The sequence below is a fragment of the Streptomyces sp. HB132 genome, assembly GCF_016909575.1.
GTDB lineage: Bacteria > Actinomycetota > Actinomycetes > Streptomycetales > Streptomycetaceae > Streptomyces.
Genome location: NZ_JAFBGA010000018.1, coordinates 96,601 through 118,539, shown reverse-complemented (window position 1 = coordinate 118,539; position 21,939 = coordinate 96,601). Strand labels below are relative to the sequence as shown.

Here is a 21,939-nt window from a genome sequence, read left to right as displayed (position 1 = left end):
ACACGGCAGTACCCCGCCGAGCCCCGGAACCCGTCGGTTCCGGGGCTCGGTGCCGATCGCTGACAGTGAGGGAAGAGTTCCGTGCAGTTCCGCCAACAGGCCCTTTCCAAGCTGCAGTCGCCAGAACAGCTCGACCTTCCGGTGCGCTTCGCCCGCCCCCAGGGCCTGCTCGTCCTCTGCGTCACGGTCGCCGTGATGGCCGCCGCCTGCTTCTGGGCCGTGACGGGCTCCGTCGCCGGCACACTCGACGCGCCTGGCATCCTCACGCACTCCCGCGGCAGTTACATCCTGCAGAGCCCCGTCGCCGGGCAGATCACCGAGGTGCTCGCCGACGAGGGCGAGACCCTGCCCCGCGACTCGCCCCTGCTGAAGGTCCGTACGGACCGGGGTGAACGCGTCGTCCGTACGATCGACGCGGGGCGGCTCACCTCGGTGACGGCCACGATCGGCGCCGTGGTCACCACCGGCGCGGACGTGGCGAGCGTCGAGCGGATCGACGGCGTCGACGACCCCCTGGTCGTGCTGCTGTACGTGTCCGGCAGCAGTGCCGCCTCGGTGCCGGTGGGTGCCTCCGTCGACCTCACCGTCCAGTCGGTGCCCGCCCAGCAGTACGGTGTGCTGCGCGGCAGGGTGACGGCGGTCGGCAGGGCCGCGCAGACCCAGCAGCAGATCACCCGTTTCCTCGGCGACGCCCAGCTCGGTGAGCAGTTCTCCCGGCACGGCAGGCCGTTGGCGGTCCTGGTGAAGATCGAGCGCTCGGACTCCACCGAGTCCGGCTACCGGTGGTCCTCGGCCGAGGGCCCCCCGTACGCGATCGGCTCCATGACCCTGGCCACCGGCTCCGTCCGTCTCGCCGACCAGCGCCCGATCGATTGGCTGCTCCCGTGACCGCACCGCACCCCTCCCCCACCGCCCAGCAACTGCCGCCCGCCGGCCGCGGCAGGCACCGTCCGGAAGGGCCCTCGGGCAACAGGCGGCGGTCGCGCCCGGCACCGAAGCCCGGGCGGACGAAGACGGTACGCACCCCCACCGTGCTCCAGATGGAGGCCCTGGAGTGCGGTGCGGCGTCGCTGGCGATGGTGCTCGCCCACTACGGACGCCACGTGCCGCTGGAGGAACTGCGGATCGCCTGCGGCGTCTCGCGTGACGGATCCCGCGCCAGCAACGTGCTGAAAGCGGCCCGCGGTTACGGCCTCCAGGCCAAGGGCATGCAGATGGAGCCGGCGGCCCTCGCTGAGGTCCGGGCGCCCGCGATCCTGTTCTGGGAGTTCAACCACTACGTCGTGTACGACGGCGCGGGACGCCGTCTCGGGCGGCGGGGCGTGTACATCAACGACCCCGACAAGGGGCGCCGATTCGTGCCCACCGAGGATTTCGACACCAGCTTCACCGGAGTCGTCCTCGTCCTCGAACCCGGCGAGGACTTCGAGCGCGGCGGCCGCAAGCCCGGTGTCATGGCCGCGCTGCCGGCCCGGCTCCGCGGCACCACGGGCACGATGCTGGTAGCCCTCCTCGCCAGCCTGCTGCTGGTGGCCGTCGGCGCCACGCTCCCGGCGCTGAGCCGTACCTATATCGACATGTTCATGATTGGGGAACAGACCTCCCTGCTGAGCGTGCTGTTCGCCGCGATGGGCACGATGGTGGCACTCACCGTCGTACTGACCTGGCTGCAGCAGGCGAATCTGCTGCGCGGCCGCATCATTTCCTCCACGCTCGGCAGCGCGCGCTTCTTCCGGCATCTGCTCCGGCTGCCCGTCACCTTCTTCTCGCAGCGCAGTCCGGCCGACCTCGTCCAGCGCCTGCAGTCGAACGACGCCGTGGCCGAGACGCTCGCCCGGGACCTCACCGCGGCCGGTGTGGACGGCATCGTCGTCCTGCTCTACGCGTTCCTGCTGTGGACGTACGATCCGCAGCTGACCGTCATCGGGGTGGGGATCGCCCTGCTCAACGTGGTCGCGATGCGCATCGTCGTGCGACTGCGGGCGACCGGCACCCAGAAGCTGCGGGCCGACAGCGCACGGCTGACCAACACCTCGTACACCGGCCTCCAGCTGATCGAGACGATGAAGGCCACGGGCGGCGAGAACGGATACTTCCGCCGGTGGGCCGGGCAGCACGCGACGACGCTGGAGGAGCAGCAGCGCCTCGGGGTGCCGAGCGCCTGGCTGGGCGTCGTCGCTCCCGCCCTCGCGACGGTCAACAGCGCGCTGATCCTGTGGATCGGCGGACTTCGGGCCGTCGAGGGGCACATCTCGATCGGTCTGCTCGTCGCCTTCCAGGCCCTGGTGACCCGCTTCACCGCGCCGGTCACCCGGCTCAACGGGGTGGCGGGCCGGGTCCAGGACTTCGCGGCCGACGTGGCCCGTCTCAAGGACGTCGAGAACTTCCCGGTGGACTCGCTGTACTCCCGCCGCGAGCCGGCCGCGAGCACCCGCCGTCTCAAGGGGCATGTGGCGCTGGAGGAGATCACCTTCGGTTACAGCCCGCTCGACAAGCCGCTGCTCACCGGTTTCTCCCTCTCGGTGGGTCCGGGGCAGCAGGTGGCCCTCGTCGGCGGTTCCGGCAGCGGCAAGTCGACGGTCTCGCGGCTCATCTCCGGGCTCTACAGTCCGTGGGAGGGCACGATCCGCATCGACGGGCAGCGTCTGGAGGACATACCCAGGGGCGCTCTGGCCGCGTCGGTGTCCTTCGTCGACCAGGACGTCTTCCTCTTCGAGGGGACGGTCCGGGACAACGTGGCGCTGTGGGACCCCTCGATCCCGGACGAGGCCGTGACCGAAGCCCTGCGGGACGCCGCCCTGTACGACGTCGTGGCCCGCCGCCCCCGCGGCATCCACAGCCGGGTCGAGCAGGACGGCCGGAACTTCTCCGGCGGGCAGCGCCAGCGCCTGGAGATCGCCCGGGCCCTCGTGCGCCGCCCCAGCATCCTGGTGCTGGACGAGGTCACCAGCGCGCTGGACGCCGAGACCGAGCGGATCATCATCGACAACCTCCGGCGGCGCGGCTGTGCGTGCGTCGTGATCGCCCACCGGCTCAGCACCGTGCGCGACAGCGACGAGATCGTCGTCCTGGACCACGGGACCGTCGTGGAACGCGGCCGGCACGAGACTCTGGTGGCCGCGGGTGGCCCCTACGCCGATCTGGTCAGGGAGCACTGACATGGCATCCGTTCATCCTCTCGCGGGCACGGAGGCGCCTGGGCAGGACCCGGTCATCGGTGCGCTGGGAGCTCTCGGCGAGCCGCTCGACTGCACCGGCCTGCGGAGCCTGTCGCTGGAAGGGCCCCAGGTGCTGTGGCTCGTCGTGGCCGGCGCACTCGACCTGTTCGCGGTGGACGCGGTGGAACAGGGGCACTGGCACTTCCTTGGCCGGCTCGAGCCCGGAACCCTCGTCCTGGGCCCGGTCGAGGGCCCGCAGCACACCCTGGTCGGGCGGCCCCTGCGGGAGTGCGTGCTGCGCCGGATCCCGCTGCGTGAGCTGTACCGCCCCGAGTACACCGGCCAGGGGGCGTACGAGGGGCAGTACCGCAGCCACTACGACACCGGGGACGCCACGCTCAGCCTGCTGGAACACGCCTTCTCGCTCGGTGTGGGCCGCAGCCAGCGTGTGCTGTTCGAGGCCCCGCTGGACGGACGGACCACGTTCGACGAAACGGTGGGCGACGACGACATCCTGTGGCTGCCGGTGTCACCGGGAAGTGTGCAGTACGGTGCGGCGTTCAGCGCCGAGGCCGCGGGCGATCTGCTCGTCGACCCGGCGATGTGGCAGGGAATGGTCAATCAGCAGTACCGTCTGCTGTCGGCACTGGACCGCTGGATCGAACAGCTGGAGCGTGCCCACGAGGACCGGACCGCCGCCGGCCTCGAGGCCGGCGAGGCGGTCCGCAAGGAGGCCGACCACGCGCTGCTCACCTCGATCGGCCGGTCCGGGAGGGGCACCTCGCCGGCGAAGGGGGCGTCGGACGACGCGGTGTACGCGGCCTGCCGTCTGGTGGCCCGGGACTCCGGGATCGTCCTCGCGGAGCCCGCGACGGGCGGGGCGGTGAGCGATCGGATCGACCCGGTCGAGCGCGTCGCGGTCGCTTCGCGTGTCCGCACCCGCGCGGTGCGGCTCGACGGTCGCTGGTGGCGGGAGAACTCCGGGCCGCTGGTGGGCCGCCGGGCGGCGTCCGGAGCGCCGGTCGCCCTGCTCTGGCGTCGCGGCCGCTACGAGGCGGTCACCCCGCTGACGGGACGGCGCTCCCGCGTCGACAGCGCCTGCGCCGAGGAGTTCGACGAGCGCGCGGTGATGTTCTACCGGCCGCTGCCGGAGAAGCCCCTGAGCAGGCGGCAGCTGCTGCGTTTCGGTCTGTTCGGCACGCGGGGCGACCTGCGGAACCTGGTCATGGCCGGATTGGTCACGGTGGCGCTGGGTTCACTGGTGCCGATCGCCACCGGCAGAGTGCTCGGCGTGTACGTGCCCAACGCCCAGAACGCGCTGATCGTGCAGGTGTCGCTGGCGGTCATCATCTCCGGTGTCGTCTCGGCGGCGTTCATGCTGCTGCAGAACCTCACGATCCTGCGGATGGAGGGGCGGATCGAGAGCACGCTCCAGCCCGCGGTCTGGGACCGGTTGCTGCGGCTGCCGACGAAGTTCTTCACCGGGCGCTCCACCGGAGAGCTGGCGAGTGCGGCGATGGGGGTGAGCTCCATCCGCCGGGTGCTGTCCGGCACCGGTCCCGTCGTGGTGCAGGCGGGCACGCTCGGGGTGATGAATCTCGGACTTCTGCTCTGGTTCAGTGTTCCGCTGGCGCTCACGGCCGTCGCGATGCTGGTGGTCATCGCCGGAGTGTTCCTCGTCATGGGGATGTGGGAGCTCCGCTGGCAGCGCAGGCTGGTCGTGCTGGGCAACAAGCTGAACAACCAGGCGTTCCAGACCCTGCGCGGACTGCCCAAGCTGCGGGTCGCGGCGGCTGAGAGCTTCGCGTACGGGGCATGGGCGGCGGAATTCGCCCGCAGCCGTGAGCTGCAGAAGCGGGCGGGCCGGATCAAGAACATGACGACGGTGCTCAACGCCGTCTATCTGCCGTTGTGTTCACTGATCATCTTCGTCCTGCTGGCGGGCCCGGCCCGGGGCTCCCTGACGGCGGGCGAGTTCCTGACCTTCAACACGTCCGTGACGATGCTGCTGACCGCCGTCACCCAGCTCACCGGTGCGTTCGTGTCGGCCGCCGCCGTGCTGCCGATGTTCGAGCAGATCAAGCCGGTGCTCGACGAGGCACCCGAGGTTCGCGGCGCCAGCACCCAGCCGGGCGCGCTGGCCGGGGAGATCGAGGCCCGGGGTGTGTCGTTCCGCTATTCCGACGAGGGTCCCGTCGTCCTGGACGAGGTGTCGCTGACCGTACGGCCGGGCGAGTTCGTCGCGATCGTGGGCCCCAGCGGATGCGGCAAGTCGACGTTGCTGAGACTGCTCATCGGCTTCGACAAGCCGGTCTCGGGCAGTGTCCTGTACGACGGTCAGGATCTGACGGCGCTCGACCAGGCGGCGGTGCGCCGCCAGTGCGGGGTCGTCCTGCAGAACGCACAGCCGCTCTCCGGATCGATCCTGGACTGCATCTGCGGCGCCGAGGTCTTCACCCAGGAGGAGGCGTGGGAGGCCGCGGCCATGGCGGGGCTGGCCGAGGACATCAAGCGCATGCCGATGGGGCTGCACACGATGATCTCCGGCGGCGGCTCGATATCGGGTGGGCAGCGCCAGCGGCTGATGATCGCCCAGGCGCTGGTGCGGCGTCCCCGCATCCTCTTCTTCGACGAGGCCACCAGCGCCCTCGACAACGAGACCCAGCGCACGGTGATCGAGAGCACCAGGTCCCTGCGGGCCACCCGTGTCGTGATCGCGCACCGGCTGTCCACGGTCATGGACGCCGATCGCGTGATCGTCATGGCGGAGGGCCGTGTGGTTCAGGAGGGGCCGCCCGCTCAGCTCCTCGCGGACACGGGTGGGCAGCTCCATGAGCTGGTGCGGCGTCAGATGGGCTAGTCAGGGGCTCCGCCGGGCGGTTCGGGCCGGTGGTGCGGCTCAGGAGTGACAGAGCAGGTCGAGGACGACGGTCTCGGGGTCGAGGCCGTCGAGATAGCGGTTGGCCCGTTCCCAGTGGCCGTCCGTGTCCGCGTCCGCCCACGAGCCGTCGAGCCTGACAAGTGCGAAGCCGGGCACGGCGCACCGGACCGCCCACAGCCGTGCTTCCTCGTGCTCCTGCGCGAAGTACGCGACCGGGTCGCCGGTGAGGAACGACGTGTCGAAGTGCGGGTCTCCCGCGACCGCCCGCCGTGCCACGTCCTGCACCAGCGGCTGGGCCAGGTGATCCGCCCTGGCGTCCGCCAAGGAGTACCTCCCGGGCTCGGCGTCGTGGCGGGCGGCGAAGTCGGAGAGCGGCCGGGCCGGGGGGTGTGCAGCGGTCAGCTCGGTCCAAGCGGCGAGCAGGGCGTCATGCGTGCTCGCCGCTCGTTCCCGCATACGGTCGAAATCGAGCAGACCCCGGGGCCCGCCGTGGCACTCCAGCGGTCCGAGGGCGTCGAGCGCGGCCTTTCTGCGAGGCACGGTCGAGGCCGTGACGAGCCTGCGGTCGCCGTCGTGCTGCGGCATCACGAGGTAGGCGTTGCCCGGGCTGGAGTGAATGGCCCACCGGTCCCAGTGGCCGACCGGATTCCATCCCTCGGTGAGGTTGGCGTCGTAGGGCGCCATGGCGGCGGCTATCGCCCGTGGAAGCTTCCGGGGAGCGGTCGGAGGCAGGCACACGGTGACGAAGAACTTGGTCATGCCCGGGAGCGTAAGCCCTTGGATGTGATCCGCCGGTACGGCTGTCACCTCGTCGGACTCGTCGTCCCGGGCGGGCGGCGGGTGATCCGGGAGATGGGGATCAGGGGCGTCATGTCCGGCTGGATCCGGTTGCCGCCCGGATTCTCAGGTCCTCCGCCCGCCCGGCCTCGGGGGCTCCACCGCGTCGCGGATACTGGCGCGTGCCGCTGCGGCGACCGCTTCGGCGGTGATGCCGAACTCGTCGTACAGCCGCTGGTAGTCGGCGGAAGCGCCGTAGTGCTCCAGGCTGACGATCCGGCCCGCGTCGCCGACCACCTCGCGCCAGCCCTGGCCGACGGCGGCCTCGACGCTGACGCGGGCGCGTACGTCGGGCGGCAGTACCTCGTCCTGGTAGGACAGCGGCTGCTCGGCGAACCATTCGCGGCAGGGCATCGAGACCACGCGGACGGCCAGCCCTTCGTCTACCAGCAGTTTGCGGGCGTCGAGAGCGATGTGGACCTCGGACCCCGTCGCCACCAGAATGACGTCGGGGGCTGTTCCGGATGCCTCCACGAGGACGTAGGCGCCGCGGGCGGCCCGCTCGGCCGGGGCGTGGACACCGTCCGCGCGGTCGAGCACAGGAAGGTTCTGCCGGGTCAGGACGAGACCGGCCGGGCGGTCGGTGTGCTCAAGGATCGTCCGCCAGCAGGTGGTGGTCTCGTTGGCGTCGCCGGGGCGTACGACGTCGAGGCCGGGGATCGCGCGCAGGGCGGCGAGGTGCTCGACGGGCTGGTGGGTGGGGCCGTCCTCGCCCAGTCCGATCGAGTCGTGGGTCCACACGTAGGTGGCGGGCAGCTTCATCAGGGCTGCGAGGCGGACCGCGGGACGCATGTAGTCGCTGAACGTGAGGAACGTGCCGCCGTACGGGCGCGTCAGACTCTGCAGCGCGATGCCGTTGAGCACGGCGCCCATGGCGTGCTCACGGATTCCGAAGTGCAGGGTCCGCCCGTAGGGGCCTCCGGCGAACTCCGTCGTCTGCCGGTCGGTGGGGACGAAGGAGGGCTCGCCGTCCATGGTGGTGTTGTTGCTGCCCGCGAGGTCCGCGGACCCGCCCCACAGCTCGGGCAGGACCGGTGCGAGAGCGGTGAGTACCTGGCCGGACGCCTTGCGGGTGGCCATGCCCTTCGCGTCGGCCGGGAAGTCGGGCAGGGAGTCGGTCCAGCCGTCGGGCAGTTCCTGTTCCCGCAGCCGGTCCAGCAGGGCCGCACGCTCCGGGTTGGCGGTGCGCCATTCCTCGTAGGTCCGCTGCCAGCGGTTCCGGGCGTCCCTGCCCCGCTCGCCCACGGCTCGTGTATGGGCGAGGACCTCGTCCTCGACGGGGAAGTGCGCCTCGGGGTCGAATCCGAGGAGCCGCTTGGTTCCGGCGACCTCCTCGTCCCCCAGGGCAGCCCCGTGGGCCTTGCCGGTGTTCTGCTTCGTCGGGGCCGGCCAGCCGATGATCGTGTGCAGCATGATCAGCGAGGGCCGGTCCTGCTCCGCCTTCGCGGCCTCGATCGCGGCGAGCAGTGCGTCGACGTCCTCGACGTAGTCGCCTGTGCGTGTCCAGTCCACGGTCTGCACGTGCCATCCGTAGGCGGCGAAACGGGCCGGCACGTCCTCGCTGAAGGAGATGTCGGTGTCGTCCTCGATGGAGATGTGGTTGGAGTCGTAGAAGGTGATCAGGTTGCCCAGCCGCTGATGACCGGCCAGCGACGCGGCCTCGGACGCGACGCCCTCCATCATGTCGCCGTCGGACGCCAGCACGTACACGTGGTGGTCGAAGGGGCTGGTTCCCCGCGCGGCGTCCGGGTCGAGCAGGCCCCTCTCCCGGCGTGCCGCCATCGCCATCCCGACGGAGGCGCCCATCCCCTGGCCCAGCGGGCCCGTGGTGATCTCGACGCCGCGGGTGTGCCGGTACTCCGGGTGGCCCGGGGTCGCCGAGTCCCAGGTCCGCAGCGCCTTGAGATCGTCCATCTCCAGGCCGTAGCCGGCGAGGTAGAGCTGGATGTACAGCGTGAGGCTGGTGTGGCCGCACGAGAGGACGAACCGGTCCCTGCCCAGCCACTGGTCGTCGGCGGGGTCGTGCCGCATGACCTGCTGGAACAGCAGGTAGGCGAGCGGGGCCAGGCTCATCGCCGTACCGGGGTGTCCGTTGCCGGTCCTCTGGACGGCGTCCGCGGCGAGCACCCTTACGGTGTCCACCGCGCGCAGGTCCACCTCGCTCCACCCGGCCCGGCCGGCCACGGGAAGGGCGAGCCCCGGGTCGCGGGGTGCGGTGCTGCCGGAAGAGGATCGCTCGGGCGCCATGGTGTTGTCTCCCTCGGATGTCGCTTCTCGGTACGAAGGGGCCGGCCGGCCCGGCTCGCCACCCTCGCATCCTCCGTTCCCGCGTCGCCCTCCGCACCCGGAGCGGGCCCGGCGGTGCGGCAGGGCCTCCCGCGCCCGGACGGAGCGGGTGACGAGCGCGCGGCCCGTCGAACGGTCGCCTACCCACGTCGGTGCGCGACAGGCCCGTGCCGTCGCGGGCAGGTCCCCGCTCCCGTCACCGGCCGGTCCGACAGGGGCCGGGCCGGGGCGCTCCTCGGCCCGGATCACACCGTGGCCACCCGGGCGAAGCGGGCCGCGGTGTGCAGTTCGGCCTCGATGTTCCCTGCGGTGAGGCGCAGTAGGGGCAGCACGTACTCGAGGCACTCGTCGATCGTCCGGCTGCTGCTGTGCATGGCGACGTTGATGGCCGCGACCGCTTCGCCGGTCCGGTCCCGCACGGGTACGGCGATCGAGCGCAGGCCGGCCTCCAGCTCCTCGTCGACCAGGGCGTATCCCTCGGCACGCACGCGTTCGAGCACGGCTTCGAGTGCGGCACGGCGGGTGAGGGTGTGGGGGGCGAGCGGGCGCAGCTCCGCGTGGTCGAGGAGGGGCCCCAGTCCGGCGGCGGGCAGGCCGGCGAGCAGGACTCGGCCGAGCGAGGTGGCGTAGGCGGGGAATCGGGTGCCGACGGTGATGTTGACGTTCATGATGCGGTGGGTGGCGGCACGCGCCACATACTGCACCGAGTCGTCGACCAGGACGGCGAGGGACGTGGATTCGTGGATCCGCCCTGCCAGCGCGACGAGGTGCGGTTCCGCGATCCTCGGCAGGGTGACGCGGGAGAGCGGCGGGTATCCGAGCGCCAGGACACGGGGGGTCAGCCGGTGTCCGCGCCCGTCGACCGCCACGTAACCGAGGTGTTCGAGGGTGATCAGGGCGCGGCGCGCGGAGGCGCGGGACAGACCGGTGGCGCGGGCGACGGCGCTGAGCGTCAGGGCGTCGCCGGTGTCGCCGAAGGCGGTGATGACGGTGAGTCCCCTGGCGAGGGACTCGACGAACTCCCGCCCCAGTTCCTGCTTCGAGGCGGCCGTCCATGAGGCCAGGGACCCCGGGGTCGGTTCGGTGCCGCCGGGAGGGGCGTCACGCAGCCGGCTCTCCATGGCCGCGGCGGCATCGCGCAGCCGGGGCAGCAGGCTGTCGCGGAGGCCCTGCGCACTGTGCCGACTGGTGTGACTGACGACGCTGAGCACGCACGCGATGCCTCCGGCGGGGTGCCGTACGGGTACGGCGAGGGCGAGGAGACCGGGTTCGATGAGCTGGTCGTCCAGGGCCCAGCCGTCGGCCCGCGCCGCGTCGACGCGGTCCTCGAAGGGTTCGTCCGACGGGCGGCGGCGCCGCGGCAGGGACGGGTAGCCGGTGCCGTCGGGGTCGGCGGCCGACCTCTCCCGCCATGCGTGCCATTGCTCGGGCCCCCAGACAGTGGCGAAGACAGTGCCCGGGGCGGTCCGTTCCGCGGGCAGCAGGTCACCGATGCGGAAGCTCAGGGACATCGCGCGGCGCCGGGTGGCCTGGTGCACGAAGCGGATGTCCTCGCCGTCGGGCACCGCCAGCGACACGGACTCGTCGAGTTCGTCGGCGAGGGCGTCCACCAGGTCGCCGAGCAGGCCGGGGATGCGGACCGAGGACAGATAGGCGTTGCCCAGCTCCATCAGGCGCGGTGCGAGGGTGACGGTCCGGCCGTCCAGGCGCACGTATCCCGTGCGGGCGAGGGTCAGCGTGACGCGGTCGACGGTCGAGCGGGCGAGTCCGGTGGCGCGTTCCAGGTCGCTGAGGCTGAGGGAGCCGTCCGCGTCGGTCAGCCGGCGCAGAACGCAGATGCCGCGCATGAGCGGGGCGACGGCCTCCGCGGGGGGCTGCGCGCCTGGCCGGTCGGGACTGGTCGGTGGCATCTGTTCTCCCGTCGGGTGCGCCCGGAGGTTCCCTGGCCCCGTTGACAGGGCTCCGATCCGGGCGGCAGACTCACAGCATCATAGTGAAATAAATTTCACCATGCGAACACTCAAGGATGGTCGGTTCCATGGACAAGGTGGTCGCGTCGGCGGCGCTGGCCGTCGCCGACGTGCCGGACGGCGCGTCGGTGGCGGTGGGGGGCTTCGGCCTCAGCGGCGTGCCGAACGTGTTGATCGATGCCCTGTACGCGAGCGGTGTCGGCGGGCTCGGAGTCGTGTCCAACAACTGCGGAGCGATGGACTCCGGCCTCGCGGTGCTGCTCTCGGCCGGCCGGATCAGCCGGGTGACCGGCTCGTACATCGGCGGGAACAAGGAGTTCGCCCGTCAGTACCTCGGGGGCGAGCTGGAGCTCGAGCTCATCCCGCAGGGCACGCTGGCCGAACGGCTTCGGGCCGGCGGGGCCGGGATACCCGCCTTCTACACCCCCGCAGGCGTGGGAACGCAGGTCGCCGAAGGCGGCCTCCCCTGGCGCTACGACGGTGGGGGCGGCGTGGCCGTGGCCTCCCCGGCCAAGGAGGTTCGCGACTTCGACGGCACGGAATACGTCCTGGAGCACAGCATCCGCACCGACTTCGCCCTCGTCAGGGCGGCGAAGGGCGACCGGCACGGAAACCTGGTCTTCAACAAGTCCGCTCGCAACTTCAATCCGCTCGCCGCCATGGCGGGCCGCATCACCGTCGCGGAGGTCGAGGAACTGGTCGAGCCGGGCGAGATCGACCCGGACCACGTGCACCTGCCGGGCATCTTCGTGCAGCGGGTGGTCGCGCTGACCCCGGGACAGGCCGTGGACAAGAAGGTCGAGAAGCGGACGGTCACGGAGCGGGAGGCACGGGTCTGATGGCCTGGAACCGGAACGAGATGGCCGCCAGGGCGGCCGCGGAGCTGCGCGACGGCGAGTACGTCAACCTCGGTATCGGGCTGCCGACGCTGATCCCGAACCACCTGCCCGAGGGCGTACACGTCGTCCTGGAATCCGAGAACGGCATCCTGGGCACCGGCGCCTTCCCGTACGACGAGGACGTCGATCCCGATCTCATCAACGCGGGCAAGGAGACGGTGACCGTCCGGCCGGGGGCGTCGTTCTTCGACTCGGCTCTCTCCTTCGGCATGATCCGCGGCGGTCACATCGACGCAGCCGTACTCGGGGCCATGGAGGTCTCGGCCCGGGGGGACCTCGCCAACTGGGCGGTTCCGGGGAAGTTGGTGACCGGCATCGGCGGCGCCATGGACCTCGTGCACGGGGCCCGGCGCGTCATCGTGACCATGACGCACACCGCCAAGGACGGCAGCCCGAAGATCGTCGAGGAGTGCACCCTGCCGCTGACCGGCAGAGCGTGCGTCCACCGCGTCATCACGGACCTGGCCGTGCTCGACGTGACCGACGCCGGCCTGGTCCTGGTGGAGACCGCCCCCGGAGTGAGTGCCGCCGAGGTCCTGGAGCGAACCGCCGCTCCGGTCCGTACCGCCGTGCGTACCGCCGTGCGTACCGCCGAAAAGATCACGTCATGAGCTTCCGTCCCCGCGACGTGTACGTCGTCGACGCCGTCCGCACCCTGATCGGCAGGTACAACGGCGCACTCGCGCAGGTCGGCCGGTGCGCGGGCCTTCCCGGGCGGCGGAGCCCCTGGCAAGCCGAACCCGGCGGCGGTGAGCCCTCCCGAGCGGCGGAAAGAGGGCGCCGGATGAATGATGAACAGAGGCTGTGGTGCCTCGGGCGCCGTCCGGCCTGAGTCGCCGGGCGACCGGGCGCGGCTCCGACCACGAAGCGGAAGGCATGAGCGCATGACCGCCCAGACCGCGTTTCCGGCAGCGGACGACATGCCGTTCGTGCACATGCCGCCGCCGGGTGGTCCAAAGGGCGCGGCGAGGGCGGGCACCGGCGGAACGGTCCGCGCGAGGTCAACGAGGGCGGCCCGATGAGATCGACGGACGGGCCGCTGGAGATCGGCTTCATTCGCTCGGTGTTCGACAGCCTGGGGGCAGGGGTTTTCGTCGCCGACGCCACCGGCCGGCTCACCGCGTGCAATCCGCGCGCCGAGCAGCTCCTGGGCCTTTCGCAGGAGCAGATCCTGGGTCGCGACATGCATGATCTGCTGCACCGCCGGCGGGACGGCGGCAAGGTCCCGCGGAGCGAGTACGGTCCGCTGACCGTGCTGGAGAGCGGCCGGCCGGCCGAGGGGAGCGAGGAACTCCTCCTTCGCGGGGACGGCAGCGTCGTCCCGGTCATCTGGGCGTCCACACCCCTGCGGCACGAGGGGCGTTTCGAAGGCGCGGTGGTCGTCTTCCACGATTTCAGCCTGCACCGTGACGCGGCCGACCAGACCGCGGCCTACCTCGCCGCCCTGGAGGGGCTCACCGCCCGGCTGACGATGGTGGCGGAGGTTTCCACGGCCCTCATCTCCGCCCTGGACACGCCGGAGATGCTGGACAGACTGGCCGGACTGCTCGTGCCCGACATGGGCGACTGGGCCGCGATCGACGTGCGTACGGCGGAGCAGACTGGTGAGCTGCAACGCGTCACCGTCCGTACCGCCGGCGATCAGGAGGCGGCGGAAGCGCTCACGGGCCCGTTGCCGTCATGGCCGGAGTCCACCCGCTCGGCAGCCGTGCAGGCGCTGGGGAGCGCCGAGCCGGTCCTCCTGGACGCCCACTCCCTCGAGGAGGAGCCGGACAGCCCGCTCGCGGGCGCCCACCGGGAGCTGTTCGACCGGCTGGGAGGCAGCTGCGCCGTCGTGGTGCCCCTGCACACCCGGCGGCAGGTGTTCGGCGCGCTGACCGTGGCCCGCGTCGCTCCGGACGCGTCGTACTCGGAGGCCGAGGTCCTCGTGCTGTCCGACATCGCGCGCCGCGCCGGTCTCGTCATGGAAGCCGCCGAGCTGTCCGAGCAGCAGCGCCATGTCGCCGAGACCATGCAGCGCCAACTCCTCACCCCTCTGCCGCAGGTCGACCACCTCACGATGGCGGCCCGCTACCGGCCGGCCGAGAGCGCCGCCGAGATCGGCGGGGACTGGTACGACTCCTTCCTCCTCAGCGACGGCGTCCTGACGATGGTCATCGGGGACGTCGTCGGCCACGACCTCAAGGCCGCCGCCCACATGGCCGAGGTCCGCAACATGCTGCGTGCTCTGGCCTGGGACCGTACGGAGCCTCCAAGCCTGATCATGCGCCGTCTGGACGAGGCGATGACCCACACGAGCGACGCCCCCATGGCCACCTGCGTCTTCGCACGCATCGAAGGCCCGGAAGGCGGGCCGTGGCAGCTCAGATGGGTGAACGCAGGCCATCCACCGCCCCTGCTCGTCACCGCCGACGGGCGCGCCTGGTTCCTGGAAGCCGGTCACGGCCCACTCCTCGGCCTCAGCTCGGCCCTTCACCTGGGGCTGACGTGGCCCGACGCACACGCGGACCTGCCGCCCCGGTCGACGCTCCTGCTCTACACCGACGGGCTCGTCGAAAGCCGTACCCGTGACGTCGAGGCCGGCCTCGACGCGCTGCGGCGGCACGCGGCGGCCCTGGCGGACCGTGACGTCGAGGACTTCCTCGACGAACTCCTGGCCCGCATCAACCCCAGTGGCGACGATGTAGCCCTGCTGGTCCTGCGCACCCCGGCGGCGGGCGTGGGCTCGGAGGACGAGGAGGCTCCGCCGCAGCACGCGCACAGCCCGGCGGCCTCCAACCGCGGAGCGCCCGGCTCCCGCGTCGAGGACGCTCCCGTGAGGGACACCTCCGAACCGGCCTGAGGCCATGACCGGCTGTGGCAACGAAGACCGGGAACCCCTCCGCCGGTCGGGCCCCGGGCCTCCGCGTCGCACTCCCTCCCCGCCCCGGTTGCCACGAACACCCGGCGGTTTCCCGGGAGTCGGCCGTCCCGCCGTCCTTCACGCGCTCCCGGTGCAGCCGGCCCGGCCGAGCGGAGCGCGACGAAACCCCGGTATCCGGGTTTCGTCGCGCTCCGCTCGAGAAGGTAGCTTTGTGCAATGGACCACGACGCTCGCCTGTTCTTGCTCCCCGACGGCCACCCCAGGGTAGGGGCCGCTCTCGCAGCAGTGGGCGCACCGGCGTGTGCGGAGACGCCTGCTGTGCACGCATGGCTGCAGGCGCACGGGGTTTCCGCCGCCTCCGAGCAGGTCAGGATCCTTCCCGCCGACGCGGAGTCGCTCATCCCCGCAGACGCCGAGAGCCTGCCCGTCCCCCTGAGCGAGGAGGAGGCGCTGCGGGTTCAGCGGGAGTGCGCTCCGACGGCGATCGCGGATCTGGAGGCCGAGCTTCTGGGCTTCCGGGAGACGACCGAGGACTGGGAGGCGCTCGTGCACCGCGCTCTCACCGCCGGTATCCCGGCCCAGCGCATCGTGCACCTCACCGGTCTCACCCCGCAGGAGATCGGCGGCCTCGCGCAGGCGCGGCCTTCGGCAGCCTCGGACGCCCCCTAGTGCTCTGACCACATAGGTTGGCCGGTTTGGTGATCGCGGCGGTTGGATGGGGGGTGACGTCCGTTCCGACCGCTGGAGGTGCGGTGGCCGAGCCTGTCCGCGTGCGCAGACTGACCGACCAGGAAGGGCAGAAGCTGCAGCAGATCGTGCGCCGGGGCAGTACCAGCTCGGTGCGCTACAGGAGCGCGACGATGCTGCTGGCCTCGGCCGGCGGAAACCGGGTGCCCGTGATCGCCCAGCTGGTGCAGGCCGACGAGGACACCGTCCGGGACGTGATCCACCGCTTCAACGAGACCGGCCTGGCCTGCCTGGACCCTCGGTGGGCGGGAGGCCGTCCCCGCCAACTCAGTCCTGAAGAGGAAGACTTCGTCATCCAGACGGCCACCACCCGCCCGACCAAACTCGGCCAGCCCTTCACCCACTGGTCTTTGCGCAAGCGCGTCGCCTACCTGCGCAAAGTCCACGGCCATGTGATCCGGATCGGCCGCGAGGCGTTACGCTGCCTGCTCGCTCGCCGCGGCGTGACCTTCCAGCGCACCAACACGTGGAAGGAATCCCCTGACCCCGACCGCGAGGCGAAGCTGGACCGGATCGAGGAGGTCCTCGACCGTTTCCCCGACCGGGGCTTCGCCTTTGACGAGTTCGGCCCGCTCGGGATCCGTCCCACCGCGGGCTCGCTCGGGATGGGCCGAGCAGAAGCGCCCCGGCCGGCTGCCCGCCACCTACCACCGCACCCACGGCGTGCGGTACTTCCACGGCTGCTACTCGGTCGGCGACGACAGCCTGTGGGGCGTCAACCGCTGCAGAAAGGGTCCCGGCAACACGCTGGCCGCGCTGAAGTCGATCCGTGCCGCCCGGCCCGACGGCGCCCCGATCTACGTGATCCTGGACAACCTGTCCGCCCACAAAGGCGCCGGCATCTATCGCTGGGCGGGGAAGAACAAGGTCGAGCTGTGCTTCACCCCGACCTATGCATCCTGGGCGAACCCGGAAGCCCACTTCGGACCGCTGCGGCAGTTCACCATCGCCAACTCCCACCACCCCAACCACACCGTCCAGACACGGGCCCTGCACGCCTACCTGCGCTGGCGCAACGCCAACGCCCGCCACCGTGACGTCCTGGCCGCCGCACGCAAGGAACGCGCCCGCATCCGCAGCGAGACAGGCATCCGCTGGGGCGGACGTCCCCTCAAGACCGCAGCGTGAGCGCACTTCCTACCCAGTGCGCAGCTCCGCGTGAAAGGCTGGGAGCATGATGGGCGGACCGTCTGAGAACCCAGAACTCTGGGCGTTCCTCGAGTCACTGCACTGCGGCGAGTTCCTTTCCGGCACCGTCACAGCGATCGAACGGTTCGGTGTGTTTGTAGCGCTGGACGACGGACCCGACCATCCGGTCTTCCCCGGCGTCGGGTTCATCTCCCTCGCTGAACTGTCCTGGCAACGCTTCGAGGCAGCCACCGACGTCGTGCAGGTCGGGCAGCGCGTCTCATGCGAGTTCCTCCAGTTCGACACATGGAACCTGGAGGCCAGACTGTCCTTGAAAGCCACACAGCCGGACCCCTTTCAGGTATTCGCCGACAGGATCGCGGTGGGGCAGAAACTGCCTGGCCAGGTCACCAAGCTGATCCCGTTCGGCGTCTTCGTCCAGGTCGCCGACGGAATCGAGGGGCTGGTTCACCTGCGCGAGCTCGCCTGGACACCGGTGGAGACTCCATCAGATGTCGTCCAGGTCGGCGACGCGATCACTGTGGTCGTCACCGAGGTCGACCGAGAGCGACGCAGGCTATCCCTCTCCCGACGGCAAAGCTCATCCGCCGGCGTGTGACGCGCTGCGTTCCTGCGACCGTTCCCTTGCGCGAGTGCTCCTGAACGTATGCTCAGCCAAAGGAAGACACACGCCCCAGGCCGGTGAACCTTTGCGGTCACAGCACTAGCCAAGGGCGGGACAGACCTCAGGGCCTGTCCGACAACTGATCCGTTCACGCGATGTCGGTGGCGGTCGAGTGTCGCCGGCTGCGTGGCAGGCTTGTCGGAACGTGGACAGGTGAGCCGGCTGTGATCAGGGCGGCGGGCCGCACGCCGACCGTAGAAGCACTCGACGCGAGGGGCACGGATGACGTTCGCCGACATCACCATCGTTCCGGTCCGGAGTGACCGTAAGGCCGCCTACCTGGCGTTCTCGCGGCGGATGGCCGACGTCTACCGCGAGTACGGGGCGACCAGGATCACCGACCACTGGCAGTCGGGCACTCCGGTCAGCCAGGACGACTTTCATGCGGACGGGGTCTCCTACGGCCCGGGAGAACTGCGGGGACTGGCGAGCATGATGGGTGCGTCGGATCTGGAGTCGGTCGTCGTGACCATCACGGAGTGGCCGTCACGGGATGTCCGCGACAGGGGAAGTGCTGCCGCCACGAAGGACCCGCGCGTCCTCGCGACGCTCGACGAGGACCCCGTATTCGACGGGCGCCGCCTGGTCGCCGAGAGTTTCGAGATCGCGATGAGCCTGCCGGACGAACGCTAGTGCCGCATCAAGCAACGTTCGCCCTGTCAGGTCGGCATACTCCTGGTGTGCTTGAGTACTTGCTTGCGACCGACGACGACGTCTTCCTCGGGCCGGTGCACTCGGACAGGTACCCGGATGTGCTTGAGCCAACGGGCTGGGGGGCGGTGCCGGTGGCCGGCGACGGCCACTACCGGATCGCTGTCGAGGGCATGCGGATTGAGTTCACCTGGGAAATGCCCGGCCTTCAGATCACGGTTCACGGCACATCAGACAACCCCGTGGTTGATGAGTTGGTCGCTACCATCGCGCATCAGGTCGGAACCGAGCTCGCGGTGCGAGTCCGGGTGATTCCGCTCTAGGGCCGATACCGGGTTTGCAGGTTCGGCTTCCTGTGCGCGCCCTGCACGATGATGATCAATATGCGGGGCGAGGGGATCCTTCTGATGAGTGGTGGCCGGCATAAGTCGCAGGTGGCCCGGCTGTCGGCGACTGGCAGACGGTGTGCGGTGGCGGGTTCGGACCGGAGTTCCGTGGCGGGACCTGCCGTTCGCGTACGGACCGTGGCAGACGGTGCGCGGGCTGTTCCGCAGATGGCGGCGCAGGGGCGAGTGGGCCCGACTGCTGACGTTGTTGCGGGCGAGAGCTGACGCGGTCGGGCCGATCTTCCGGGAGGTCGATGGCGCGGTCGAATGCGGGATCAGCCGTCTCGAGCAGCGCCGGGCCGTGGCGGCCCGGTTCGACAGACTTGCGGGTCGACTCCACCATCTGCCGGGCACACCAGCATGCTGCCGGTGCCCGCCGGAGCGGCAATGTGCAGAGGGAACCGCCGGGCGGAGTCAGCCCCGAACCGAAGACCATGGGCCGGGCAGGTCGCGAGGCGGGTTCACCACGACGATCTGGCGTGTGAGCAGGGACAGAAGCCGTTGTGGCTGTTGGACGGCCCTGCGGTCGGAGGAAGGACGCGTTTCCTGGCATTGGCGCGGAGTGGTGCGTACGGGGTTGCACGTTCCGTAGCGGCATGTGGTCCGGTGGACCTACGTCCCGATGCCTTGAGGAAAGGTCCCGCTCATGCATGCGTCTTTCATGCCACCCCGTCAGGTCAAGATCGGTGACGCGGCGGCCTTCGTCGGCAGCACGCCACGGGCGATTCGCCACTACCACGCGATCGGTCTGCTCCCCGAGCCTGAGCGGGGCGGCGATGACCGCCGCCGCTACGGGTACGAGGACATGATCCGCTTGCTGTGGATTCGCAAGATGGCCGACGCCGGGATCGCCCTGGACGACATCCGAGACGCCTTCACCACCGGCACGGATTCCGTCGGTGCGGACAACGGAGAAGGTATCGCGGGCATCCTGGAGCGGTTGGAGGAAACCCTCGCCGAGCAGGAGGCGGAATTGCGGCGGCAACGGACCGCCGTACGGCGGATGCGTGCCGAAGGCAGCCGGACGGGCCTGCTCTCCGACCTCGTCACCGAACGCCTCAAGAACCTGCCCGGGGGCTCCCTGCGTCAGGCGGACCTGGACACCCTGCTGGTCACTGAGCGGATCTTCGGCCCGCTGGGCGCGGCCGTCCAGGCCACCCGCTTCGTCGCCCTGGCCACACATCCCACTCTGCGGGAGGACTCCGACCGCGTCGATGACGCCGAGGAGGCACTCGATGACAGCGTCGCCGTCGATGATCCACGGGTGGCTCGAGTGGCCGTCGCGCGGCACGCCTTCGAAAGCGCCCTGCAGGCCGTCATCGAGGAGTCCGGCCTGGACAAGGACGACGACGCCCTCTTCGACGCCTGGGACACTTTGCACCCTGCCACCGCCGATGACGGCGAGGACGAGGTCGACCTCGTCTCCGGCAGGCGGAAGGCCGACTCCATGAGCGCGTTCGAGGCCACCGGCAAGATGCCCTACGACTTCTCCCCAGCCCGCCTGCGCTGCATGGAACTGGCGGAAGAACTATCCGCCCAGGACTCACCCGCTACCTGAGACCCAGCCTGGCACCCGGCCCGGGTCTCGGATGGGCAGGCGGGGCCGGAGGACGAGGGAGGCCAGGTGGACTCCCGCCCGGTGGCGGTCGGCGAGTTCGTCGAAGTGGGTGGTGGTGGCGCGGAGTTGCCGGAGACGGCCGAAGCGGCGTTCGACGACGTCGCGGTTCCGGAAAGTTCACGGTCGAAGACCGGTGGTCCGCAGCCGGCACGGCCGCGCCGCAGACGGTTGACGTTCTGCTCGGCCGGTCGGGGATCACGGTTCGAATACTTCGCCCGCGAAAGGGCGGCCGCCCGCCGTTTCGGTCAGATGGGCCGCAGTACCTGATCAGGCTCTTCGGAGGCAGCCCCGGCGATCTCTGCGAAGTTCACGTTGCCGAGTGCCAGGTCCACCTGGACGCCGTGGACCGCGGCGGGCACGGCTCGACACTCCCTGGGCTCCGGCGACTCCACGAGCTCCCGGTAGTAGACGGGGTCAAGCTCGCTTTCGTCCTCCCAGTCGGTCGACAGAGCCAGCAACGCCCACGCCGGCGACTGCATCGTTTCGCGGTCAGCGAGGAAGACGACACGCAGGTCCTCGTCCACCACGGCGGCAAGAACCTCGTCAGCCGTTGCCCCTGACCAAGCAGGGGCAACGACCAGCTGAACCATTGCGGGAAACTCACCACCGGGCCCCCACGGTCGGCGCAACTCCCCGACCACCGCGCTCCACGACTCGTCGTCGCTGAAGTCGGTCCTGATGACGAGGACGTTGAACAGGTCGTGTCCGATCTCAGGCATCACTCGCTCAAGGCCCTCCGGCACCGTCATGCCCAGGACTCTCCCACGCCGCACTGACATCCAGCCCGGCCGTCCGAGCCGCTTCCACCTCATGTTGCCCTGTGTTCCGGGCGCTGAGCTGTATGGACGGAGGAAGCGCCGAAGGTGCAGGCAACCCGGGGACGCACGCAGCCGGTCGCGGGGAGCGTCCCGGACGTCTCCACTGCCGCAGCGAGGACCGGTCCCGGCGGAAGACCGCAGATCGCTCACCCCTGCACCCGCACCGACCCGGGCGCCCCGATGTCCGGACACCTGCCGGGCACGGATGCCGCAGTACCCGAACCCCACCTCATGAGTTAGGTTAGGCAAGCCTAAGTTAACGTAATGAGGTCTCCCCGCCCGCTCCTCTGGAGAACTTGGATGCGTCCTTTCAACTCCCGTACGACACAGCCCACTCCCGCCGAACGCGTGCTGGCGATCCTGACCGCGGCCCACTCGATGACGGTGGTGAGCGACGGGCTGGACCCCGTCGAGGTGCACCGGCTCGACGGCACGGCCGCGATGGGCCACATCCACCTGCACGAACCGTCCGAGTCCGGCCCCACCCCACCAGGGGCGCGCATCCCGGTCAGGCTGGAGTTCACCGACATCGCGCCCACACCCGTACGGGACCGCACACGCGCCCGCGTCACGGTGACCGGCCTGTTGTCGGCTCCGTACAGCACCGAGGCCACGGACAGCACCTGCATGGAATTCGGCCAGGCGGTCTTCGAGGACCACAGGGGCCGTACCTTCGTCACGCTGGACACGCTGCAGGACACGGTTCCCGACCCGATCGCCACCAGCGAGGCGGCCATGCTGACCCATCTCATGGACGATCACGGCGAACTCGTCCCGCTGCTCCTGCGCCTCGTGCAACCACAGCCGGGCAGGGGCGTGACGCGCGTCCTCCCGGTGGCGATGGACCGTTACGGCGTGACCCTGCGCCTGGAGTACCCCGGCACCCATCGCGATGAGCGATTGTCTTTCGCGAAGCCCGTGGCCCGCCTCGACCAGGCCGGCCCCCAGATCCACGCCCTGCTGACCGCCGCCCGGCGCGCCTCCCACCGCAACCAGCTGCTCACCTGAACCG

Annotated in this window: 18 protein-coding genes and 2 pseudogenes; 15 read left to right on the top strand and 5 right to left on the bottom strand. The window is 70.5% G+C overall.

Annotated elements, in window-relative coordinates:
• Positions 1 to 81: 81 nt before the first annotated feature.
• Genes JOC24_RS29045 through JOC24_RS29035 form a run of 3 tightly spaced genes read left to right on the top strand, consistent with a single transcriptional unit; the run spans position 82 to position 6,018 of the window.
• Positions 82 to 888 carry an HlyD family efflux transporter periplasmic adaptor subunit gene (locus tag JOC24_RS29045; RefSeq protein ID WP_205023385.1) on the top strand — a complete coding sequence of 269 codons (807 nt, stop codon included), beginning with the start codon at positions 82 to 84 and terminating at the stop codon, positions 886 to 888.
• Complete coding sequence (locus JOC24_RS29040) at positions 885 to 3,158, top strand: NHLP family bacteriocin export ABC transporter peptidase/permease/ATPase subunit (RefSeq protein WP_205023384.1); 2,274 nt, start codon at positions 885 to 887, stop codon at positions 3,156 to 3,158. The genes JOC24_RS29045 and JOC24_RS29040 overlap by 4 nt, the downstream gene beginning before the upstream one ends.
• 1 nt (position 3,159) lies before the next feature.
• Positions 3,160 to 6,018: an NHLP bacteriocin export ABC transporter permease/ATPase subunit gene (locus JOC24_RS29035; RefSeq protein ID WP_205023383.1), complete on the top strand. Its 2,859-nt coding sequence runs from the start codon at positions 3,160 to 3,162 to the stop codon at positions 6,016 to 6,018.
• A 39-nt stretch (positions 6,019 to 6,057) separates the two neighbouring features.
• Here JOC24_RS29035 and JOC24_RS29030 read toward each other — a convergent pair whose 3' ends face one another.
• From JOC24_RS29030 to JOC24_RS29020, 3 genes are all read right to left on the bottom strand, one after another.
• Positions 6,058 to 6,798, bottom strand: a complete 741-nt coding sequence (locus JOC24_RS29030; protein WP_205023382.1) for a hypothetical protein — start codon at positions 6,796 to 6,798, stop codon at positions 6,058 to 6,060.
• Between the two features lie 144 nt (positions 6,799 to 6,942).
• Positions 6,943 to 9,123, bottom strand: coding sequence for a transketolase (tkt, locus tag JOC24_RS29025; RefSeq protein WP_205023381.1), 2,181 nt, complete (start codon positions 9,121 to 9,123; stop codon positions 6,943 to 6,945).
• 284 nt (positions 9,124 to 9,407) lie between these two features.
• Entirely contained in the window at positions 9,408 to 11,072 is a 1,665-nt protein-coding gene (locus JOC24_RS29020) for an IclR family transcriptional regulator domain-containing protein (protein ID WP_205023380.1), read from the bottom strand.
• Positions 11,073 to 11,200: 128 nt separating this feature from the next.
• Between JOC24_RS29020 and JOC24_RS29015 the strand changes: the two genes are divergently transcribed.
• From JOC24_RS29015 to JOC24_RS28965, 11 genes and pseudogenes are all read left to right on the top strand, one after another.
• Entirely contained in the window at positions 11,201 to 11,971 is a 771-nt protein-coding gene (locus tag JOC24_RS29015; protein WP_205023379.1) for a CoA transferase subunit A, read from the top strand.
• Positions 11,971 to 12,642: a CoA transferase subunit B gene (locus JOC24_RS29010; RefSeq protein WP_205023378.1), complete on the top strand. Its 672-nt coding sequence runs from the start codon at positions 11,971 to 11,973 to the stop codon at positions 12,640 to 12,642. Before JOC24_RS29015 ends, JOC24_RS29010 begins: the two co-directional genes overlap by 1 nt.
• On the top strand, positions 12,639 to 12,863 hold the full coding sequence (locus tag JOC24_RS29005; protein ID WP_205023400.1) for a hypothetical protein: 225 nt from the start codon (positions 12,639 to 12,641) through the stop codon (positions 12,861 to 12,863). Before JOC24_RS29010 ends, JOC24_RS29005 begins: the two co-directional genes overlap by 4 nt.
• A gap of 186 nt (positions 12,864 to 13,049) precedes the next feature.
• Positions 13,050 to 14,873 (top strand): SpoIIE family protein phosphatase, encoded by a 1,824-nt coding sequence (locus tag JOC24_RS29000; RefSeq protein ID WP_205023377.1) that lies wholly within the window; start codon positions 13,050 to 13,052, stop codon positions 14,871 to 14,873.
• A 237-nt stretch (positions 14,874 to 15,110) separates the two neighbouring features.
• Positions 15,111 to 15,563, top strand: a complete 453-nt coding sequence (locus tag JOC24_RS28995) for a DUF6003 family protein (RefSeq protein WP_205023376.1) — start codon at positions 15,111 to 15,113, stop codon at positions 15,561 to 15,563.
• 83 nt (positions 15,564 to 15,646) lie between these two features.
• A pseudogene (locus JOC24_RS28990) lies at positions 15,647 to 16,769 on the top strand (IS630 family transposase).
• A gap of 46 nt (positions 16,770 to 16,815) precedes the next feature.
• Positions 16,816 to 17,388 (top strand): S1 RNA-binding domain-containing protein, encoded by a 573-nt coding sequence (locus tag JOC24_RS28985; RefSeq protein WP_205023375.1) that lies wholly within the window; start codon positions 16,816 to 16,818, stop codon positions 17,386 to 17,388.
• A 288-nt stretch (positions 17,389 to 17,676) separates the two neighbouring features.
• On the top strand, positions 17,677 to 18,087 hold the full coding sequence (locus JOC24_RS28980) for a DUF1428 domain-containing protein (protein WP_205023374.1): 411 nt from the start codon (positions 17,677 to 17,679) through the stop codon (positions 18,085 to 18,087).
• A 47-nt stretch (positions 18,088 to 18,134) separates the two neighbouring features.
• On the top strand, positions 18,135 to 18,428 hold the full coding sequence (locus tag JOC24_RS28975) for a hypothetical protein (RefSeq protein WP_205023373.1): 294 nt from the start codon (positions 18,135 to 18,137) through the stop codon (positions 18,426 to 18,428).
• Between the two features lie 88 nt (positions 18,429 to 18,516).
• Entirely contained in the window at positions 18,517 to 19,083 is a 567-nt protein-coding gene (locus JOC24_RS28970; protein WP_374104538.1) for a transposase, read from the top strand.
• 54 nt (positions 19,084 to 19,137) lie between these two features.
• Complete coding sequence (locus tag JOC24_RS28965) at positions 19,138 to 20,049, top strand: MerR family transcriptional regulator (protein WP_205023372.1); 912 nt, start codon at positions 19,138 to 19,140, stop codon at positions 20,047 to 20,049.
• On the opposite strand, the pseudogene JOC24_RS28960 reads toward JOC24_RS28965, so the two are convergent.
• Together JOC24_RS28960 and JOC24_RS28955 are read right to left on the bottom strand one after the other, a co-directional pair.
• Positions 20,035 to 20,341, bottom strand: a pseudogene (locus JOC24_RS28960) (hypothetical protein); the annotation flags it as partial. The gene JOC24_RS28965 and the pseudogene JOC24_RS28960 overlap by 15 nt on opposite strands.
• A 13-nt stretch (positions 20,342 to 20,354) precedes the next feature.
• Positions 20,355 to 20,858 (bottom strand): DUF6924 domain-containing protein, encoded by a 504-nt coding sequence (locus JOC24_RS28955; RefSeq protein WP_239581131.1) that lies wholly within the window; start codon positions 20,856 to 20,858, stop codon positions 20,355 to 20,357.
• 369 nt (positions 20,859 to 21,227) lie between these two features.
• On the opposite strand from JOC24_RS28955, the gene JOC24_RS28950 reads away from it, so the two are divergent.
• On the top strand, positions 21,228 to 21,935 hold the full coding sequence (locus JOC24_RS28950) for a DUF2470 domain-containing protein (protein WP_205023371.1): 708 nt from the start codon (positions 21,228 to 21,230) through the stop codon (positions 21,933 to 21,935).
• Positions 21,936 to 21,939 lie beyond the last annotated feature (4 nt).

Excerpts from the sequence above, each read along its gene's own strand:
- JOC24_RS29035 (WP_205023383.1), top strand. The coding sequence starts at position 3,160 with ATGGCATCCGTTCATCCTCTCGCGGGCACGGAGGCGCCTGGGCAGGAC.
- JOC24_RS29030 (WP_205023382.1), bottom strand. The coding sequence starts at position 6,798 with ATGACCAAGTTCTTCGTCACCGTGTGCCTGCCTCCGACCGCTCCCCGG.
- tkt (WP_205023381.1), bottom strand. The coding sequence starts at position 9,123 with ATGGCGCCCGAGCGATCCTCTTCCGGCAGCACCGCACCCCGCGACCCG.
- JOC24_RS29020 (WP_205023380.1), bottom strand. The coding sequence starts at position 11,072 with ATGCCACCGACCAGTCCCGACCGGCCAGGCGCGCAGCCCCCCGCGGAG.
- JOC24_RS29015 (WP_205023379.1), top strand. The coding sequence starts at position 11,201 with ATGGACAAGGTGGTCGCGTCGGCGGCGCTGGCCGTCGCCGACGTGCCG.
- JOC24_RS29010 (WP_205023378.1), top strand. The coding sequence starts at position 11,971 with ATGGCCTGGAACCGGAACGAGATGGCCGCCAGGGCGGCCGCGGAGCTG.
- JOC24_RS29005 (WP_205023400.1), top strand. The coding sequence starts at position 12,639 with ATGAGCTTCCGTCCCCGCGACGTGTACGTCGTCGACGCCGTCCGCACC.
- JOC24_RS29000 (WP_205023377.1), top strand. The coding sequence starts at position 13,050 with ATGAGATCGACGGACGGGCCGCTGGAGATCGGCTTCATTCGCTCGGTG.
- JOC24_RS28995 (WP_205023376.1), top strand. The coding sequence starts at position 15,111 with ATGGACCACGACGCTCGCCTGTTCTTGCTCCCCGACGGCCACCCCAGG.
- JOC24_RS28985 (WP_205023375.1), top strand. The coding sequence starts at position 16,816 with ATGATGGGCGGACCGTCTGAGAACCCAGAACTCTGGGCGTTCCTCGAG.
- JOC24_RS28980 (WP_205023374.1), top strand. The coding sequence starts at position 17,677 with ATGACGTTCGCCGACATCACCATCGTTCCGGTCCGGAGTGACCGTAAG.
- JOC24_RS28965 (WP_205023372.1), top strand. The coding sequence starts at position 19,138 with ATGCATGCGTCTTTCATGCCACCCCGTCAGGTCAAGATCGGTGACGCG.
- JOC24_RS28955 (WP_239581131.1), bottom strand. The coding sequence starts at position 20,858 with ATGACGGTGCCGGAGGGCCTTGAGCGAGTGATGCCTGAGATCGGACAC.
- JOC24_RS28950 (WP_205023371.1), top strand. The coding sequence starts at position 21,228 with ATGCGTCCTTTCAACTCCCGTACGACACAGCCCACTCCCGCCGAACGC.